Annotated in this window: 19 protein-coding genes and 1 pseudogene; 2 read left to right on the top strand and 18 right to left on the bottom strand. The window is 40.2% G+C overall.

All coding sequences use genetic code 11. The features are described from left to right. Positions 1-114: 114 nt before the first annotated feature. From NTX75_05170 to NTX75_05135, 8 genes are read right to left on the bottom strand one after another with little or no spacing between them, the layout of a single operon-like run. A complete protein-coding gene (locus NTX75_05170; GenBank protein ID MCX5815620.1) occupies positions 115-1,473 on the bottom strand; it encodes an exopolysaccharide biosynthesis polyprenyl glycosylphosphotransferase in 1,359 nt (452 codons plus the stop codon). Continuing rightward, the gene (locus NTX75_05165) at positions 1,466-2,353 is read right to left on the bottom strand and encodes a glycosyltransferase (GenBank protein ID MCX5815619.1); all 888 of its coding nucleotides are present in this window, start codon (positions 2,351-2,353) and stop codon (positions 1,466-1,468) included. The genes NTX75_05170 and NTX75_05165 overlap by 8 nt, the downstream gene beginning before the upstream one ends. After that, positions 2,346-3,344, bottom strand: coding sequence for a glycosyltransferase family 2 protein (locus NTX75_05160; GenBank protein MCX5815618.1), 999 nt, complete (start codon positions 3,342-3,344; stop codon positions 2,346-2,348). The genes NTX75_05165 and NTX75_05160 overlap by 8 nt, the downstream gene beginning before the upstream one ends. Positions 3,345-3,352: 8 nt before the next feature. Next, positions 3,353-4,099 carry a hypothetical protein gene (locus tag NTX75_05155; GenBank protein MCX5815617.1) on the bottom strand — a complete coding sequence of 249 codons (747 nt, stop codon included), beginning with the start codon at positions 4,097-4,099 and terminating at the stop codon, positions 3,353-3,355. Continuing rightward, a complete protein-coding gene (locus NTX75_05150; protein ID MCX5815616.1) occupies positions 4,096-5,124 on the bottom strand; it encodes a class I SAM-dependent methyltransferase in 1,029 nt (342 codons plus the stop codon). The genes NTX75_05155 and NTX75_05150 overlap by 4 nt, the downstream gene beginning before the upstream one ends. Then, on the bottom strand, positions 5,090-6,343 hold the full coding sequence (locus NTX75_05145; GenBank protein MCX5815615.1) for a glycosyltransferase family 4 protein: 1,254 nt from the start codon (positions 6,341-6,343) through the stop codon (positions 5,090-5,092). Before NTX75_05145 ends, NTX75_05150 begins: the two co-directional genes overlap by 35 nt. A 17-nt stretch (positions 6,344-6,360) precedes the next feature. Further along, entirely contained in the window at positions 6,361-7,296 is a 936-nt protein-coding gene (locus tag NTX75_05140; protein MCX5815614.1) for a glycosyltransferase, read from the bottom strand. A gap of 18 nt (positions 7,297-7,314) precedes the next feature. After that, entirely contained in the window at positions 7,315-7,503 is a 189-nt protein-coding gene (locus tag NTX75_05135; protein ID MCX5815613.1) for a hypothetical protein, read from the bottom strand. A 300-nt stretch (positions 7,504-7,803) separates the two neighbouring features. Between NTX75_05135 and NTX75_05130 the strand changes: the two genes are divergently transcribed. Both NTX75_05130 and NTX75_05125 read left to right on the top strand, forming a co-directional pair. Further along, positions 7,804-8,046, top strand: coding sequence for a ribbon-helix-helix domain-containing protein (locus NTX75_05130; GenBank protein MCX5815612.1), 243 nt, complete (start codon positions 7,804-7,806; stop codon positions 8,044-8,046). Then, positions 8,031-8,366, top strand: coding sequence for a type II toxin-antitoxin system PemK/MazF family toxin (locus NTX75_05125; GenBank protein ID MCX5815611.1), 336 nt, complete (start codon positions 8,031-8,033; stop codon positions 8,364-8,366). The genes NTX75_05130 and NTX75_05125 overlap by 16 nt, the downstream gene beginning before the upstream one ends. Positions 8,367-8,399: 33 nt before the next feature. Here NTX75_05125 and NTX75_05120 read toward each other — a convergent pair whose 3' ends face one another. From NTX75_05120 to NTX75_05075, 10 genes and pseudogenes are all read right to left on the bottom strand, one after another. Continuing rightward, the gene (locus NTX75_05120) at positions 8,400-10,472 is read right to left on the bottom strand and encodes an O-antigen ligase family protein (protein ID MCX5815610.1); all 2,073 of its coding nucleotides are present in this window, start codon (positions 10,470-10,472) and stop codon (positions 8,400-8,402) included. Then, positions 10,469-10,870, bottom strand: a complete 402-nt coding sequence (locus NTX75_05115) for a four helix bundle protein (GenBank protein ID MCX5815609.1) — start codon at positions 10,868-10,870, stop codon at positions 10,469-10,471. Before NTX75_05115 ends, NTX75_05120 begins: the two co-directional genes overlap by 4 nt. 63 nt (positions 10,871-10,933) lie before the next feature. Continuing rightward, positions 10,934-11,626 carry a hypothetical protein gene (locus NTX75_05110; protein ID MCX5815608.1) on the bottom strand — a complete coding sequence of 231 codons (693 nt, stop codon included), beginning with the start codon at positions 11,624-11,626 and terminating at the stop codon, positions 10,934-10,936. An 88-nt stretch (positions 11,627-11,714) separates the two neighbouring features. Beyond that, positions 11,715-12,356 (bottom strand): hypothetical protein, encoded by a 642-nt coding sequence (locus NTX75_05105; protein ID MCX5815607.1) that lies wholly within the window; start codon positions 12,354-12,356, stop codon positions 11,715-11,717. A 15-nt stretch (positions 12,357-12,371) separates the two neighbouring features. Next, positions 12,372-13,463 (bottom strand): prepilin-type N-terminal cleavage/methylation domain-containing protein, encoded by a 1,092-nt coding sequence (locus tag NTX75_05100; protein ID MCX5815606.1) that lies wholly within the window; start codon positions 13,461-13,463, stop codon positions 12,372-12,374. An 8-nt stretch (positions 13,464-13,471) separates the two neighbouring features. Further along, positions 13,472-13,870, bottom strand: coding sequence for a prepilin-type N-terminal cleavage/methylation domain-containing protein (locus NTX75_05095; protein MCX5815605.1), 399 nt, complete (start codon positions 13,868-13,870; stop codon positions 13,472-13,474). Beyond that, the gene (locus NTX75_05090; protein MCX5815604.1) at positions 13,845-14,348 is read right to left on the bottom strand and encodes a prepilin-type N-terminal cleavage/methylation domain-containing protein; all 504 of its coding nucleotides are present in this window, start codon (positions 14,346-14,348) and stop codon (positions 13,845-13,847) included. The genes NTX75_05095 and NTX75_05090 overlap by 26 nt, the downstream gene beginning before the upstream one ends. Positions 14,349-14,358: 10 nt before the next feature. Further along, positions 14,359-18,147: a PilC/PilY family type IV pilus protein gene (locus tag NTX75_05085; protein MCX5815603.1), complete on the bottom strand. Its 3,789-nt coding sequence runs from the start codon at positions 18,145-18,147 to the stop codon at positions 14,359-14,361. A gap of 22 nt (positions 18,148-18,169) precedes the next feature. Continuing rightward, entirely contained in the window at positions 18,170-18,937 is a 768-nt protein-coding gene (locus NTX75_05080; protein MCX5815602.1) for a prepilin peptidase, read from the bottom strand. A 438-nt stretch (positions 18,938-19,375) separates the two neighbouring features. Continuing rightward, positions 19,376-19,501: pseudogene (locus NTX75_05075) on the bottom strand (prepilin-type N-terminal cleavage/methylation domain-containing protein). Positions 19,502-19,611 lie beyond the last annotated feature (110 nt).

The following is a 19,611-nucleotide window of genomic DNA, read 5'->3' as shown; positions in this document are numbered from 1 at the left end:
AAACCCCCTCATTAGTAAAAAACTTTAGCAAAAATGCGAATTTATGTCAATTCATTATTTAAAATATTAACTAAAAAATTTAATTTATTTTCCATTGGAGCAATTGATTGACCATCAATATGCGCCTTTGCCGCTTAGCAGTGCTTTAAAGGTTTTGATGATTATCACAATATCGAGCCACATTGACCAATTTAAAGTGTAAAAATAGTCCAATTTGACCCTTTCATCGTATTTGATCTCGCTTCTCCCGCTTACCTGCCATAGTCCGGTTATCCCGGGCCGCACATGTTCGTAAATTTCTTTATACTCTTTGTAATACTTTTCAATCACATTTCTTGAATCCGGCCTTGGACCGGTGATAGACATATCTCCCCTTATAACATTAAAGAGTTGAGGCAGTTCATCAAGAGAGGTTTTCCTTAATATCCATCCTATTCTTGTAACCCTTGGATCATTTTCAATTTTATTTCTTTCTTCCAGGTCAGCAAGGGCCTCCGGGTTTTCATTCAAGTAATTATCAAGCAACGAGCCGCCGTCTGTATGCATGGTTCTAAACTTAAACATGTCAAATTCAATAAGGGTTTTACCGCACCTCCTATGTTTAAAAATAGCAGGCCCTCTCGAATCAATCTTTATACTAAGGGGTATTATTAAAAATAAGGGCGAGAAAACAATTAACCCGCAAATCGAAAGCAAAATATCAAAAATCCTTTTTATATAGATTTTTTGTGTAGTCAATAAACCATTAGATGCAGTTATTAATGCAATATTTTTACTTAAAAAGGTTTTAATTTCTGTATTCATAAAAGAAAGGCCGGGCATTTTAGAAACTATGATAAGATTTTGAACATAAGGCTTTATTGATTTAATGGTATCTTCATCTGTGTATTCAATGGGGACAAAACAAATGTCTATTTGTTCTTCCTTTGTTGCAGGTTCCCGACCTAAATAACCAACTATTTTGTAACCAGTGTACCACTCGCTGTTTAACAAGAACTCTATCTCTTTTGTTTCCTCATTATTTTTTGAATTTATTATATATGCAGGCCTGCGTACATCCACCAACTTATAGAGGATATATTTTAAAATAAACCTGAATAAAAACATAAAAAAAAGCATGTAGGCAAAACTTAAGGTTATTATAATTCTCGATACCGTTTCCCCTTCCTTTTGAAGTGAAATAATCACCCATACTATTAAAAAAGATATAAATAAGCTCTTTGAAAGAACTAAAAGCTCATCCCATGCATTTATTACCATGCTATAGCCCCTATAGTAGGCGATAAAAGCAATAATTATACATATTGCCCACCATTTATAAAGGTATATGGATAGTCCATGACTGAGTTGGACTAATGAAAAAAAACTACCTATTAGCGGCCTCGTATAAAAGGCAAGAATAATTGACAGATATATTGCTGATACGTCTGTTAACAATATTAATATGTTCTGCAAATGGTTTTTTTTATTCATTTCGATGTTTTTTTCTTAGATATGGAATTTTATCGTAATTTAAACCAATCTTATATCCTGAATATTTAAACATAGCCTCAATCATAGCGTACATAGCCCAGCGGTAAGAATTACTTTGCAGCAGGTATTTAACTTCTTCCATTAAAAATTTAATCCCTTCGCTGTCAGACCTGGCAAATTCCAAAAACCATGAATTTTTCTTAAAAGAAACTCCTGCCCGGAGATACCTCTGAAACTGTTCACCCCACGAATAATCGTGCGAATGAATAACTTTTGCATCCGGAGTGTATGCTATTCTGTAACCTTTCAGCATTAACTTAGCAGCAAAAATCATATCCTCAAACATGATTAAATCCTCAGGAAACCCACCCATCATTTCAAACTCATGTCTTCTCACAGCTGAAAACACATTGCTGAAAAAAAACGTCTTAATGCCGGACTTTGTTGCATCTTCAATCCCTCTGACAACCGGCGTTTCAGGATAATTGAAGTATCTTGCAAACTTTTCAGTGGGTTTTGCAATGTCTTCAGGGATCTGTTTCCCGTAACTTGCTGCCACATCGTTTTCTATTGGTGCCACAACCCTTTCGATGGAGTAAGCATCAAAAGGCAATGCATCCTGCGTCAGGAAAACAATAATGTCCCCGTTGGTTTGCAGGGCTGCCAAATTTCTTGCTCTGCCGTGGTTAAAGTCCTCCTTTTTTATGGATATGATTTTTACCCCAAAGGATTTTGAAATAGATACGGTATTGTCTGTAGAAGATGAATCTATAACAACAACCTCGCAGGGGATCGTCTGTGACTTAATTGATGCGAGAAGTTTATGGATATACCTGTCTGCATTGAAGGTTGGGATTACAACACTAATTCCGCTAACCATGGAAAAACTTCTTTGCTTTTGTTTTAAAAAAATCTTTCTGCCATACCGGCGTCATCATACCCAATAAATGTTCATTGCTTACCTTTTTTGCCTTCATTGTCGCCTTACGCTTTTTCAACATTAGCGGAAACATCCTCAGTGCATCACGTTTTGCCTTGAAATATAGCCTGATTTTTTTATGTTTGATTGCAAAATAAACGAATTCGGCAAAAACACTTATTATGTATTCAGGCAGGCACCTGAAAAATATACCCGCAGGGACATTTTTAATACGCACCAATTCGCTGTTTCTGAGAGAATAATATATTGCTGTATCACTCATATTGCCTATTGATGAACGAACTTTGTGGTGAACTATGGCTGTGGAAACATACAGGACTTTCCATCCTGCAAGTTGTGCCCTGAAATTGAGATCAGTATCCTCATATATCAGAAAAAAGTTTTCATCAAAAAAACCTGTTTCATCGAGCATCTTTTTTCGATACATTGCGGCCCCCGCACATGCTCCAAAAACAAATTCCTTATTGCTATATGCGTTTTTATTTTCCCCTTCTCCCCTTTTGAATCCCCTGAGAACCATTGAGTATCCATCTCCTGCACTGTCAATTATATCGGAATGATATGCAATAAGTTTGGATGCGCATATCCCTATTTCCGGGTTGCCGTTTATTCCTTTTACAAGTTCTTCAAGCCAACTCTTATCGGGTTCTGTGTCGTTGTTAAGAAGCGCTACAAATTCACCATTTACGTGCCTTAATCCCTGTCGATTTCCATCTGAAAAACCTACGTTATTTGAAAGGGGGATTACTTTAACAGGGTAGGAAAATGAATTGCCGGTTAAAAAACTGTTTAATTGCTCAAGAGAACCATCTGTGGAGCCGTTATCCACAATAATAGTTTCAAAATCCTTAAAGGTCTGTCTTTCAAGGGCACGCATACAATCCTGAATAACATCAATCCCATTATAATTAACAATAATTACGCTAACCATATGTTTTGTTAAATAAACCTAAGCAACGGCTCTATATATAATATTTGTTCATCGCTAAATTTCAAAACTGGAAATTTATCTGGATATTTCAACAGTTGTGCCCCCCATATTTTTTCATTTTCAACTATAAAATTTATTATACTTCTGAGAGGATGCTTAAGTAATTTACTATCCAATTTAGTATCAGTATTTAATATTTGCATATTTTTCCTAATAATATTTATCTCATTTTCCGTCGGAAGGCGTTTTCCTCTTAGACTAAACCACAAAGTTTCGAATATTATATAAATTGCATCAAATCCCCAAAACCCTCCAGTCCTGCTAAAATGCTCCCAGTCAATAATATGAATACCATCAGGATTATAAATAATATTGTCTATTGACAGATCACCATGTATTGGTGATGTATTGTTTGAATAATATGGCCATACCTTGCAATAATGATCTATGACTTTTGTTATTACATCGGCATTTTCTTCTAATCCTTTATTGTAATCATCCTTGAAACCTTCTATAAATTCTATACTTATTTTAAGATAGCTATCCTTCTTTTGAATTATATTACAAACATCCATTTTCTTTTGGGGGTATCTAATCTTTTGATACCAATGCCATCCAGCTATTTCATTGTATAAATTCTTAATACCGCTTGGCGTTGTTGAAGCTTTTACTATGCATTTTCCCAAAACTCCATCATTCACTAAATATGTAGCAATTTCGCTGCCGTGTAAACAATTGTTTAGTAATTCAATCATTTGTGACCTATAGCAATGATTGACGGTGAAAAAAAATTCTTCTTTAATAACATATAAGTCATTATTTGCAACATTCTTCCCAAAACTCTTTTAAAAGTCCTTTTCCCCTTAGCATTTCTTGTTGAAATTATTAAAGCAGAATCATTATCCAATGAATTTTCATAAGGTATTATCCTTTCAGTGAAACGATAATCTGGAAAACACATATACAAGTCTATCTTTGAAAACCCTATCTTTTTTAATAGAGAATTAATTCCATTAAACGAATAAAGCCAGTTTATATAAGGCCTGCCCAATCTGAGCCAAGATACCAAATTAGCTAATTTTCTTGGGAGAATAGACACAAATGGAATATTCACATGAGGGTCTTTAACGCCCAAAAACATTTTAAAATCAAATCTATTTTCTATAGCAAGATATAGTTTGCCATTACTTTGAAGATTCAGGTAAATCTGTCTTAAAAACATTTCCTGTTGAGAACCAGGGTGATTTGAATATTTTTTATTATTATATTTCCCGTAGTAGTTTTTTAATTCAATTGGTCCTTCCTCTGGTACCCATTCAAGTACTCCATTAACAATTGCTATATCAGCTCTTGCATTATATTGCAACACTGGCATTTTCCTGATATCATGACATAATAATGCAATATTGGACAACCCTTCTTCTATCGTTCGTGCCTTTAAAAACCTCAAAGAGTTTAAAGTTTGATCTATCCCAAGAACAAATTTAGCTCTTTTGGCTAAGGGAATGGTTAATGCCCCCCACATACATCCATAATCAATACAAAATTCATCACCACTCAATTGAAGAAGCTCAAGCCCTGCTTGCCGTTTAGGAGAATAGATCACGTCCTCTAACCATGCTTGATGCTTTACCAATGCTTCTCTTGCTGAGCTATGTTGCAATGATTCAATCAAGACTTTGTTTTCTTCTTTATTTAAATTAGACCAATAACCATTGTTATCAGAAAAAAATATACCCTCTTCGTTAACGTGATATTGTGATTTTAAAAATGTCATCATGATATTCTTTTACGGTTGATCGTATTATCTCTTGAATCTTTGAGACAAACACTGTCTTTGAGAAGGACTCTTCCATACGTTTTTTTCCGTCTGTCCCCATGGATCTGCGTAAATCTTCTTCGCTTCCCAATTTTATCACTGCACTTGCAAGCTCGCCTATACTTTGAGAATGAATTAAAATTCCGTTCATTCCAGGATTGATAATTTCCTGTAACCCACCTACCATAGAAGCAATTATCGGTTTTCTCATATACATCCCTTCTAATGCAACAAGAGAAAACGATTCTTCGTGAGAAGGTATGACGAGCACATCGATAACCTGATAAAATATAGACATATCTTCCATATAGCCCAAAAACTTTATCCTTTTTTCTATTCCCAGTTTTATCACACAATCCATGAGCTTAGCCAGGTAATCTGGGGATTTATCTTCGGGCGATGGCAATCCCCCGGCTATTGCAAAAAAACAGTTATCAATTTCTAGTAGAACTTTTGGTATAGCGTTCACAAGGTCAAGAAAACCCTTACCTTCAACCAAAACACCGACAGCTCCAAACACAACATCATTTTGTTTTGCCCCCCAACTTTCCTTGATCGCCTCAATATTGAAGGGCCCATTAGACATTAGTTCTGTTTCGTCTATGCTTGGATAGACCACAGAAGTGTTATTAGGGTTTGCACCATATTGTATAGCCATACCCTGAGTAGCTTTTGAAACCGCGACAATCTGTTGAGCATTGTGGAGGACCGCCCATCTCCTGATTGGCGAAGTGAGCAGAAATCGCTCATAATATTCATGTATATATGTGATTACAGGTAAACCATTCAACCACGCGGCGATTGTTGCTCCACTGCTGAGCAATGTGTTTAAAAACACAACATCGACATCAGACTTTTTTAAAACAAAGAAAAGACGAACCATGTAAGATGTTCGGTATAGAGCCTTCAATAAAAGGCGAAGAGGGTTAAGGGTTGCAGCCAGCCGATGAACAGGAGGAAATTTGTTTATCATTATAACCGGTATGCCTAAATCCATTATTTTTTTTACTAAAGTTCCCGGGCCAGGACATATGACAATTGGTTCAAAGTGATCACGGTCGAGTAATTTTAGTATAAGCAAAAGGCATCTTGGAGCACCGGTAAGATCGGAACGATGGGATACGAAGGCTACACGAATAGATTTGCAATTATTTTCACGCATTATATTTTTATCTTTCACAAATATTAGTATCTCACTTATGGCTTTACAAACAGGGGTTCCGGACGAAATTTATCTTTTACACTAACTAAAAAATTAAGAACCCTTGCCGGAAAAAAGGTTAACAGATAATATATGAAAACTTTAAAACGAACAAATTTATATTGATCCAGATATTTCCTTGCTGATTTCGGGTTATTTGTAAACATCGCAATCTTTGCTTGATGATAGGCAATATTAATATAAAAATGATTCATTGCATTGCTATATTCGTTTTCTAAAAACGGATATGATCTCTTCAGCTTTTCCATTGAATAATTCCATTCATCATAATATCTGTCTATAATTTTAATGCTGCTCATGTCATGATGTATTCTGTATATCGCTAAGGGTTCTTCTATATACATAGCCTTCGATTTATACAGGATTCGCATAAATAAATCAAACTCTTCACAAATATGGAGATTTTCGTCAAAATACGATTCCAGACGGTTGAGAACGTTTTTTCTTACAAGTGCTGTTAAGATTCCAACGGGATAGAAATGTAGAAATTGTTCAAAGACATAACCAGTTGGTTGTCTTGTTCTGAAATTCAACCATTCCCTGTTGTTTTTTCTTGTAAAGTAATTTGAATAGACAAAATCTATATCGGGCGTGTTTTCTATAACATAAATCTGTTTTTCAAGTTTCTGTGGCAGCCAAATATCATCTTGATCCAAGAAAGCAATATATTCGCACGACGCCTTATCTAATGCCCAATTCCTCGCTTGCCCAAGCGAAACACTCTTCTTGCCCCTAAAATATTTCAGTCTATCATCATAGCTAATGGCGATTTCCTGGGTATTATCCATCGATTCATCATCCCAAAGAATTATTTCCCAGTCTCTGTATGTTTGTGCATAAACACTATCAATTGCTTCACGTAAAAATCTCTCTCCATTATAACAATTCATTATCACGCTTACGTTAGACATAAGATCCCAGCCTTTGATTTATTTTCCTGTTGAAAGGTGTTCGTAGTATTCATGTTTTGTTTTCAGATAATTAACCATTGATGATTTGGAGACGTTTTTCCCCAATCTGATGCTTGAAATAACAAACCTCTCTTCCCTTGCGTCACGCAGGTTATTTTTGGCTATTGATAATGCATCGGCAATATTGTCCTGTCTATACTCCACCATGTTTACCAGCATATCGTCAAGTAATTCAACGTATTCAGACTTTGCTATGAGAGCCTTTTTTCAACATGACAACAATGAAACACAGCATAAACAAAAAGTGTTCATCCCAGATTTTCCATTAGGATGAGCATCTGTGTCGGGCTATTCCCCGCAAACACACTCATTACGCTCCGGCGGCTTCATTCACTCGCGTTCGGCTTCGGAACTTTTGTTTATGCAAAAGACCAAGTTTCCTTAAAGCGAAAAAAACTCGCATTACCCGTAATTGGTATGATATAATGTAATACTTAGGAGGATACAATGGGCAAAGAAAAAATAGCAATTACACTGGATGAGGAATTCGTTGGCGAACTGGACAGACTTGTCAATAATCATATTTTTCAAAACCGGAGTCAGGCAATCCAGGAAGCTGTGAGTGAGAAACTGCTACGCATGAAGCGAAGCAGGCTGACAATAGAGTGTGCGAAACTTGAACCGGCGTTTGAAAAGGCAATGGCCGATGAAGGATTAGTTGAGGACGTGAGCCAATGGCCGCAATACTGAGGGGGGAGATCCGATGGGCGGACCTTAACCCCACCAAGGGCCGCGAACAGTCGGGATTGCGTCCTGTTTTGATTCTGAGTCATGATGTTTTTAATGAACGCTCAGGTACGGTCATAGCTGTGGTAATTACGAGCCAACCGCAGAAGGCGGGATTTCCCTTGACACTCGAATTAAAGACAAAGGATTTGCCAAAACAATCATGGGTAAAGATCAGCCAAATTCGGACACTCTCGGTGGAGAGGATTGGGAAATTGATTGGTAGGGCATCTCTGGAGGAGTTAGATCAAGTGGTTGAGGGACTAAACGAAATTATTTCTTAACCTGGAAGTTCTTATATGATGGCAAAAGGGGTCTTATTCGAAGAAATTTACTCTATCCTTCAAATAATTCAAAAAAGGTTCCGTTGAGATATATTCACCTGTCTTAACGCTTGTTATTATAAATTTCCCTTCTTTTGCATCCTTCAGGTTATTTTTGGCTATTGATAATGCAGTGGCAACATTGCCTTGCTTATACTCCATTTCTGCTTCCATATCCCTAATTTTGTATACGTAGAATCCTTTAGGGTTTTTTGAAGTCCGGTATTTATCCAGATAAGGATCAATTGCGTGAGTCCAGAGAAGTGCCTTTTGCAAATCACCAATTGATATATAAAACCTGACAATTTCATAGATATAGTACGCCGATGAAGGGTAGTAGGATATCGCCTTCAACAGGTAGCTTTCAGCCTTATGTGTTTCTTTTAATGTTGTATAGCTCATGCCGGCAACAAAAAACAGACCGGAGTCTAAATCCTCCTTCTCCTCTATATTGTTGAGATACATTTTTAAACTACTTTTAATATTCTCCTTTTTCCCTGGGTCACCCTCCCCTTCATAAAGCCTTTTTAAAACACCGACAACCTTTATATATCCATCATTATCTATAGGCATATCGTAAATTGCGTCAACGTATGAATTGTAGGCGTTAAACATAAATCCGCCATCCTCACATGCGATGCCATTTTCTATGGATTTACCCGACAAATTTGCCTTTACGGTAAAGAGGAACGAACCTAAAAGACATATAATTATTATATATGACACAATGCGCAGGCTCCTGTCCGCCAGGGCCATGAGACAGGCGGGGAAGCCTGCGGCTACCCTGGCCTTGCTTTCCTCATTAACAAAAACAGCGGAAGATAAGACAAAGAAGGTTATGATATGGGCAGGCATATCAAAGGAAAAATCCAGTAGTCCAAAAAGTAGACCGCAGCCGGTTGAGGCTAAGATGAACAGATATTCCGGTTCCTTTAATCTGCCCTTCAGACAGGAAAAGAATCCTGCAATGTAAAACAAAAAACACAATATGCCAATTAAACCAAGCTCTACACCTATCTTCAGCAATGTACTATGGGCATATCTTGTGTAAATCCCGCCATCAAAATATTTTCTATAGCCATATTCAAATGCCCCTGCTCCATATCCAATCACCGGTTTTGCAACAAAGGCATTAATACCGTTATTCCATATTTCAGTCCTTGTATTCAGCGTAGTAACTTCAGACTTTGTTATCTGTGTCTTCTTCCCAAGTTCGGCTGTCAATCCTTTAAATTCGCCCCCCTTCCCTGTGTGCAAAAGCGTAAAGATCATGACTATACTGGTAGCAGCAATTGCCACCATAATCAAAGCGCTTTTTATGTCCCTTCTTTTTATCATTACAGCGATAAAGCACAGCACAAACAAAAAGGAAATTCCCATGGCAATTCGTGATGTAGAGAGGATAATTCCGGCGATAATACAGGGAGTTGCAATCTTATATAACCATTTCCCCTGGTACACGCCGAAATATATCGCCAAAGGGAGAACAAAACACATGTAACCACCAAAAACATTGTGGTAAAGGAAAGAAGAAAATGGTATTGCCTGCCCCTTTGCTATCTCAGCATATCTTCCGCCTTGAAAAACTTCGATAAAATTGGGAAATAACACTTTGGACTGCACCACTGCACAAATAGCAGATAAAGCAGCACCAATCACGAGCGCCTTGAGAAGCGCCTCATTTTTGTCTGTGATCGAAAAAAGATAGACCGATCCAAGAATCCAAACCAGAATATTCAATTCATTTAACGTGCTGAACCTGTTCCATGTATAGACAAGGCTGATGGCATTCACTGCTGCAAATGGCATAAAAAAGACAAGAAACCTTGAAAAGCCTTGCGGGGAGCTTCCCTTTTTACTTAGATGGTTTATGGCAATGGCAATAATCAAAAACAGGATAAATGTTGTTTCTATCCAAAACTTATCAATCGTTACATAAAAAAGGGAAAGATGATTACCGCCGAGGAAGGGTATGAGGAAGAAGGGGAATAGGTATAAGAGTTTAATTGGTTTAATTGGTTGAAAGGGGGTGAGGGAAAACAGCTTAAACGGTTCAAACTGTTTCATTGGTTGGATTTGTTTAGATATGTAATGAAATTATTTACTTTTTTCCATACAATATTTGCCTGATCGTTTACCTGTTCCATCTCACTGCCGGTAATATATCCCTGATCAAGAGCGACATAACCATGGCTTACTGTTTCTGCAACTGATGATCTTGAGTAATCGAGAAACTTCATAAAATCTTTATTGCTACTTCTGTGAAAGCCTTCAGCAATATTTGCCATAGAAGATATCAAGCTACGCTTTATCTGCCCGATTAAATCTTTATCCATTCTGAATTTATCTTTTTTTATGAGAACATAAATTAAACGCACTAATTTTCTTGCCTCTTGCCAGCATTCAAGTTCTTCAAACCTATTAATAGTAGCCATTGAATTTAACCAATCAAACTCTTCTCTCAACTCTTATCCTCTTCCCCCAACCAATAAAACCAATCGGACTCTTATCCCAACTCTTATCCTATATCATTGTGGAAGTATGGTCGCATCTTTTTTGGGTTCGCCTTCGGCTTTGTTAAGATTGATATTTAACTGATAGACAATTTCTCCTCCCTGGTCGTTTGAAATCTTAACCCTTATATTGAATACCCCGAATTCATCCGGTTTTACCTGCCAGTTGATCGTCCCATTCGTCTTATCAATAGTCATATCTTTTGGTGCTTCTATTAATGAATATGAAAGTGTGCCGTTGTCAGGATCAATTGCTTTAACTTTATGCGATAATACATTACCATCAAATTTTATTTCTTTATTTTCAATGATCTTAGGGGTTGTTTTCATAATTTCTGTTGATAGAGTCCTGGGTTGCCCGTATTTTTTACCATCGAACGGTGTAATTATTACTTCTATCTTATCCCCTTTTTTGAAGCCGCTAATGCTGTTAGTATTCCCCCCCAAAGGTTCATCATTTTTTATCCACTCATATATGTATGTAATGGCACTGCCTTTCTTTTCGCTTCCTTCGGGGATGACTTTTAAAACATCCGTGTTGTTTATTGATTCAAGCTGTAATCTGGCCTTCACCATTTCGGGCATTCGGCCAACCTTGTCCTCAATTGTTGGTTTTGACACTATCCCTTGCATAATATGCTGCCATGCTGGTGTTATGTCTTGGGTATGCCTGCATGCTTTAATGCTCAGGAATATGAACAGAAGCATTGTAATGACGGCGCCAAGCAGCAAAAACGGTATTTCTTTATTACGTTTAACGGCTTCTGAAATTCTTTTCTTTTTGACGCCCTTCTTATTAATAGGCGTAAAGGACTTCAAAATATGCTCTCTCGCTTGGGTTTTGCTGTCGCTGTCCCAGTACTTCAATCGTGTACATATAGGGAAAATGTTGAGTCGATATTACTCCCGATCCGGCATCTCCTGAACCTCCGCCGCCTTCAAGAGATACCCCGCCGGTACTTGAATTGCCAGCAACTGTGTCAACTATCTTGGCATAGACATCAAAAGGTTGTCCTGAGGCGCTTTTTAAGGTGAATTTCAAATCGGCATCGGCTGGTGTCGAACCGACTGGCGCACTGACTGGTGCAGTGGAACAGTTGCTGCTCCAGTTTGCAGTTGATTTTTTTAATTTGTCACTACTGAAATCACAGGTGGATGGTAGAGCAACGGTGACAGAAGCAGTTGATATTGTACTAAAGCCCGTAACTTTTGCCGACAGGGTAGTGCCGGAAATTGTGGCAGGAATAACCTCTTTCGTGAAGACTTCAACGGCCCCCAGAGAGGCTTCTTTTGCAGTCTGATATCTTTTTTGAAGCCCTGAAACCTCTGTCTGTTTTGTTATAAAATACAAAACAGTCACAGCCAAACCGGAAGTAATCACAATTATTGCCAAAACAACCAGGAGCGCCATACCTTTTTCTCTGTCAAAACAGGACATAAGATTTCCCCGATATCATAAAATATTTTTTGGCTTTACGGCCAGAGTGATGGTCCTCCACCGGTACCTGTTCCAGTTTGTCCCGATAGTAGTCGCTAAATTAAAGGTGCTTCCAAGGCTGAATTCACCGACCGTTACCGTCGAAGTCTCATGCGTGTAATTTCTGTCCATTGAGCCTTCATGAAAAAGTATATATACCCTCACCTCTTTCACCTGTTCACGGATCTGCTGTGCCGTGAGAGCGGTTATGTCGTTGCTATCTGTGCCGAGACGAAATACAACCTGCATATCCGCAACACAGTCAAGTACGGGCATCTCGGTGAGTGCGCCATCGCTGTGATTAACGGTAGATTTATAAAGGATTCCCGTATTGGGTGCACAATCCGAAGGCATACCGGTTGATGGTCTGGCAATGTAATAGTCTGCCCTGTTGAAGGGCATCCGCAAGTTGGCCAGGCTGGTATCAACGGCACTAACACCGTAAATGAGAAATCTCTCTCCTATAGTCGCCGGAGAAAAGGCAGAGGCAAAGCTACTGCTGCTATATGTTGTATAAAACGTTCCCGAATTCATCACCAGCTCGTTATTCCCCGTTGCATCGTACCGCGGCTTAATTACTATTACCTTGTCATTGGTATTAAGATTGCTTGACGTTGACGTCCAGGACTTCGGGGTTGGTGCGGCGCTTGTATCCTTTGAAATATAAGTCCATTTATTGGCTGTATCACTCCCGGCAACCACGGTAGACTTGATTACAAGATAATCTGAGCTGTTATATCCCACATTGTTGCCGCTTAAAATGGCACGCGGGGCGTTCGATGGCGAATCATTATAGGTGGAGCCAGGCGATGAGGCAGCTTCGTTATACGTGATTGAATTCTTAAAAGTCCATGGCAAACCGAAACCTGCCTGCTCGATATCAGAACGGAGTATATCAAGGCCGATGGTTTGGTCGATCTCCGTTGTCACAGTCTTCATCGTTTGGCCGGATTGTTTTAAAACCATATTAAAGGCGTCCATAGTCATAACAGCCACAATCGCAAGCAAGCCCATGACTATCAGAAGTTCGATCAAGGAAAATCCATGCTGTTTGTTGTATTTAATCAAAATATACCTCAAGTATCCTGACTCACAATCGACGCTGTGCTATGGTCGTACTGTTTTCCCGAATCCGGCGGATAGAACCATGAAACCTTTACATCAATAGCCACGCTGGTAGTTGACAAAGTGCTTACCGTCCATTGCTGTGTATACGTTACGGTTAAATTTCTAAAAGTCCGTGTCTCTGTGGAAGTGCTGCTTACCAGAGAAGAGAATGTGGTGTTTCTCAGCTCATTCATCTTCTTTTCGGCCATCTTTACTGCCTCATTTCTTATACTGTTTCTCAAGCCGTATTGGAAGGATATGACTATGGTATTCAGCATCGCTAACATTGCTATCGTTAATATGGAGACAGCGATGAGGGTTTCTATAAGCGTAAAGCCCTTTTTATTTCGTTGCACAATTACTTTCACTGCACGTCCCCTGTGTTATTAATTTTCCAAGCGTAATCCGTGTACGTGAGGCTTTTATACAATCATATTCAGGACTTACGGTGGAATAAATACAGATTGTCCTGGGTGTATTGCAAAGGCCCCTCACATTGAATTCTATTGTGGCCGTACTGTTCCAGGTAATGGCATAGTCCAGAGTTTTTTGTAATATCAGCGTATCGCTTGAAGTTTCCAGCGTTCCGTTTCCGTTCGGCGATGTGTTGGTGTCGTCGTAGATACTGTATTGATTTGCCGACAAGCTTACAAAATGCGCCCTGTTTTTCATTGCCGCCATTGCCCGTGCAGTCATTATATCTGTATACATTGTTTTTATCTGGTTATTTACATTATATTTTCCTACTAATCCCGTAAAGCTGGCAGTGCCAATAGCGGCAAGTATCCCGATAATGGCGATGGCAACAAGTATTTCAATGAGTGTGAACCCGTTCTTCCGTTTCATCGTTCTTTTTTCATCGTTCTTTTATGTGTAAAATTTTCCTCAGTGGTTTAGGGCCGACAAGAATCGCAAGGCCCTGTCCTTTAGGAGGCATACCCGTTATAGCAGCAGTCCTCCTGCCTCCTTTTTCTGTGAATGCCGTTGCCAGGGGCAATTCATGAATAGCCCCGGTGGACACCTGTGTAAGCGCTTGGCCCTGTAGCCCTCCAACTGCACCCCCCACATCATATTTTACAGCCCAGATATTCGTGTTCCCGCCCAATGAACATATATCGATTGAGGGGGTATACGTGGTAAAGAAAACAGTGCCGAAAAATGCAGCGAGAGGGTCCGTGATAACCCTTTCCGCTCCAACATTTCCGCTTGCAGCGTCAAGATTGATATACCAGCCCGTTGCCCCCGAGGAAAGTGAAGAGCTTGGAGTATTGCCGGACTGATTATCGAGCCCTGTAGTTGTCAAGGTGCTTGTACAGGCATTGTCAATGTCATTAATTGGTCCGGGCGGTATAGCAGTTGTATTGCTGTAACAGGGGTCTTTCAGTCCATAAAGCGCCTGCTGCCCGCTTGCATCATCTATTGTAGTGCCATATCTGTAAAAAAATCTGCCCGTTCCGAAATAGAGCCATAAATTCTTATTTGTTCTGTCCTGAAGTTTCGCAACAGCGCTTGTAATCGGACCGATATTATCAATCACGGTGCTTGCAACCCAGTTTGCAGGATCCGCATCCTCCTTTGTTATGATCCTTAACACCCCTCCCTTTGTCCATGTGGATGTTGCTGTATCTTTCTTTGTATAACCAAGGTAAAACGCATCATCGCTGTAGTGGCCGGAAGAAGCGGCATCTCCCTTATCGGTGTCAATGACTGCACCATAGAGAGAACCGCCAAAGGCATTGCTGACGCCCGTATCAATTGTCCTGAGAAGAGAGCCTGTATACAGATCAAGGACAAAGAGCTTCAGGTTTTGATCCGACTTGCCCAGAAACTGGTGATTTGTTGTATCTATAGAGCCTGTCGGACCTGATGCGAAGACAGCAAACCATTTTCCGTTTTTGTCGGCAGCTCCGATACGGATAATAGCAGGCCCTGATGTGGAAAAACCGAGGGCAGGGTCCGAAAATTCCCATAGCAATGAAGGGCTGCTCGGGTCGGTAATGTTAAGGGCAAAGTAAGAAGAATAGCCCAGACCTTTTGTTGTATCCGACGGGTCTGTGATCGGGGTTTTAACGCAGGTGCCGGAAGCGCCGGTTGTACAGGAATAACTTGTAATCTTGTTTGCGCCTCCTAACCCCATACCGCCTACCAGAATCGTCTTCCAACTGGCTGTTGTTTTTGTTGCGGTTGAGATTTCGCTTCCCGTTCCCGATGGAGCGCTCGTATCAATTATTGATGGAGGTAAATCCACAAAATATAGATGGCAGTAGTTTGTATCAGCCGTATATTTAAGGTAAGGCAGGGAGTTTTTGGGAATAAAAGACCAGACCTCCGACCCGAGGGCGGTAGCTGTATCAAGATTTGTCAGCTTCGCTTTATCGCTGGTTCCCTGGCCGCTCCAGGTTTGCTCCAGTTTGCCAAGTTTGAAGGCATGGAGCATCCCGTCATTGGCACCGGTGTATGCCATCCCGCGACTCAGGTAACTGCTGGTCTGAGTATATGCAAGATATGTTGAATCCGAATAGCCATCCGGCGGGGGTTTATTAAAGCTGGCCGCCGGTATTGAAGATTGCAGGCGCGGTGTTGATGCTACTATGTCTCCCAACTTCCACACCCCTGTTGTGCCTGATACTGTTACGGTTCTGCTTCGATATCCTGTCTGATCCGTACCGTGCACATAGTTTATAATCTTCTCAGCTTCGGTAGCATCAGCAGCCTGTAAGTATGTGCTCAAAGTGGTTTTGTTTGTAATTGAAAAGTTATTCGCTAAAAAGGAACTTCCATTTATGGTTGTGTAAATTGTTCTGGGCGAGGTTGTAAGGTTTCTTTGAAATAGCACTGTGCCTGCCTCCCAGAGGTTTTTTATATCCTCAAGAAATACCGTATCAACATATGTTTTACTTGTGCCATCAGCGGCGGTAGAATACCTTTTTGCTTTTGTTTTGTTATCGGTTGTGTCAAAATAAAATTCTATCTGGTAGTCATCCGCGAGATTGAGTATGCTTGCACCGCTTGTACCTGCAATGTTTGTGTCTTCCCGTATTGATGTACTCTGAAGGTAGGGGTCGATATAATACCAGAGATTCTGGATTTCGCCTGTCCATTCAATTTCAGTATCGGTGAAGAGCCTTTTTGGATAAAAAACAGACTGCAGAAGGTTTGCGCCACTGCCTTCACTCGAAGCAAGGACCGATGCGGCAGTTCCTGATGATGCCCGGCGCAGCATGTCATTTAAGGCATTTATCAATGCTGTAGCCAATGCATCGCCGTCGTCGGCTTCAAAAAAATTATAGGGCTCACCGGTTTTGTTTTTATCCCATTCCTTACAACTGGAACTCCATGTGCCACCCGTAGCCGGATTGCATCCGGTTATCGGGTAGGTTACGGTTTTGCTGCTGGAAGGATAAGCCGTGAAGGGGTAAGGCCAGGTGTTGGAGTCGCTGTCGTCAAAACCCCCGAACATGGCAGTCGTTTTCATGGCCTGCCGTCCCTGCAGCTTCGTCGTTGGATCCTTATCACCGAATGCATAGACCACGTATGTTATAACATTTTGCGTTCCCGTAAGATCGCTTCTCATGTCAGTCGTGCGCATCGTCCTCGCAGGCGTGACAGGGTCAATGCTATCGTTCCAGACACCGTCGGATATGAGCAAAACAAAAGATTTCCTGCATGGGACTGCCGTTGAACTGGCGCCGCTCCCGTCATAATAAGGATCTTTGTTGCCGTTGCCTGCATTGATATCGCTTGTATTGGAAGAATATGAATGGTCGTTGCTCTGCTTAAAAAAATCATATGCCTCCCAGAGCCCTTCTCCCGTGGGGGTTCCGTCATATGGCTGTTCATTGATTGTTGCGGCAATCAGGGAGCTTTGTGTCGCATCTTTAGCCGAGAGCAACTTCCCCTTATATGCCGTATTAAAAATCATGAATTCAAAAGTAACCTTGTCGTAAAAATCCTGAACTATCCCTGTATCGGCGCTGGGGTTTTGCGGTTCGACATCAATATCGCTGGCGCTTAAGGTGCCCAATGGACATGTATAGCCGCTTCGATTGGCGATTGCAAGCGTCCTTGCTTTGGTGCTCCCGGCGCCTGAAGTGCTTGTAGTGGTAATAGTAAATTTACAGTTTATGCCCGTATCCGTGTAAACTACCCTCGCCCCTTCGCTTTGATAAATATCCGAAGCGCCGGTGCTTGTCCTGCCGCCTGTCAATACCTTTCTCGAAACGTCTATCCTTGTCGAGGCGATCCAGTTCAAAAGATTGCCGGATATGCAGGTATTGCTGTTTCCGATCTTGTCGGTATTCGTGCAGGTGGTATTGACTCTAAATAAGCCCGATGTATATTGATAATATTTGGATGTATCGAAATATCCATAATAGGTTTTAGTTGTACTGTAGTTATCCGTGGTAGATGAACTGGGCGTCTGGCAATTTACAACCTGGCCGTCATAAGGATCGCTTGTGTTATAATCGCATGTTATATTAGCGGGGAACTGCATGCTGCCGGAATAATCCATAAGAATCAGTATGTTCGGCTTTGTTGTGGTTGAGGTGAATGTGGGGGTAACACAATAATCATTCATTGCCGCCCCTGCAACCCCGAACCGGCAGATGAAAATGAATAGAAAAAGTAAAATTATTTTTTTCATGGCACAAACACCATCCTTTATATTATCTTCCCGATATAATGTTGATAAAACCATATATAAATCTATCTCCCATGATCAAAAAAAGCAATGCCCCCAGGGACAAAAACGGGCCGAATGGAATGGCATACTTTGTATCTTTTCCTTTAATAAGCATAAGCGGTATGCCAACGAGAGTGCCGATGACAGAACCGGACATGAGGCTGAATATAACACCTTTAAGCCCGCAAAAAGCCCCTATCATGCCAAGCAGCTTAATGTCTCCGCCGCCCATGCCTTCTCTCTTTGTGATTAGCTGGTAGCCATAGGCTATGGCGAAAAGGATCCCTCCACCTATCAAAATCCCATACAATGCGTCATGGTAAAAGAAAATGGGTTTTCTAAAAAAAGCTAAAGCAAAACCGGCAAACAGCCCCCCTATGCTTAAAACATCAGGGATAATCTGAAATTCTAAATCAATAAAGGAAATGGTAATAATAAGGGAGACGAAAAGTATATTGATCAAAAACTCATAAGAAAGGCCATACTTTTTATAAAATAATAGGAATAAAAAGGCCGTTATAAACTCCACAACCGGATACTTAATGGATATTTTTGCGCCGCAGTGACGACATTTGCCTCTGAGGAATATGTAGCTTACAATGGGTATATTGTCATAAAATTTAATGGATTTTTCACAGGAGGGGCAAAACGACCGGGGCAATATAATTGATTTGCTTCTCGGAAGGCGGTAGATGCATACATTAATAAAACTGCCGACAATCAAACCAAAAATAAAAATTACATATCCCATAAATGCATTATAAACCCTAACTCAAAATAAATCTGTGATAATTATCAATATTTTTACAATTTTTTACAAAAAAATGGGAGGCAACAAACGCCCCCCATTTTTGACTGTTATATGCTGTTATTTGGGAAGAAGAGGAGAAACATTAGCGTTAGCCGATCCGAATGTCCATGTAGGAGTCCCTGTAACATTGGTTGACACTAAATTCGCAACACCACCATTAACGTCACCACCTATATTAGCGAGCACGACATTGACAGTAACAATGTCGGAAGCATTGGTAACATTTGCGTCACTAATATACTGTCCGGGCAGCGCAATGCCAAAATTGGCATTAATATCGGCCATAGCAATCGGTCCAGCTGGTATACTTCCCTTTTCCGTATAATATGCCATTATGCCATTTTTAAGCGCGCCCAGTGCACTTGTCACACCTGCCATCTTTGCCTTTTTCGTGTATCCAGTGTATGCAGGGATTGCAATTGCAGCGAGGATACCGATGATCGCGATAACGATCAACAACTCAATTAATGTAAAACCTTTACTATTTCTGTGAACCTTAATCATAAAACACCTCCTGAAATATTTTAATATGTATTGCAATCTACTTTATAGTCTTAATATATTTTTTTGTCAATGATATTTGTCACACTTTTATTGGGGCTTGCGTCGCCCCC

Source organism: Pseudomonadota bacterium, assembly GCA_026388315.1.
Lineage (GTDB): Bacteria > Desulfobacterota > Syntrophorhabdia > Syntrophorhabdales > Syntrophorhabdaceae > MWEV01.
Note: the sequence above shows the minus strand (reverse complement) of the source record. Positions and strands in the feature narration are given on the sequence as shown.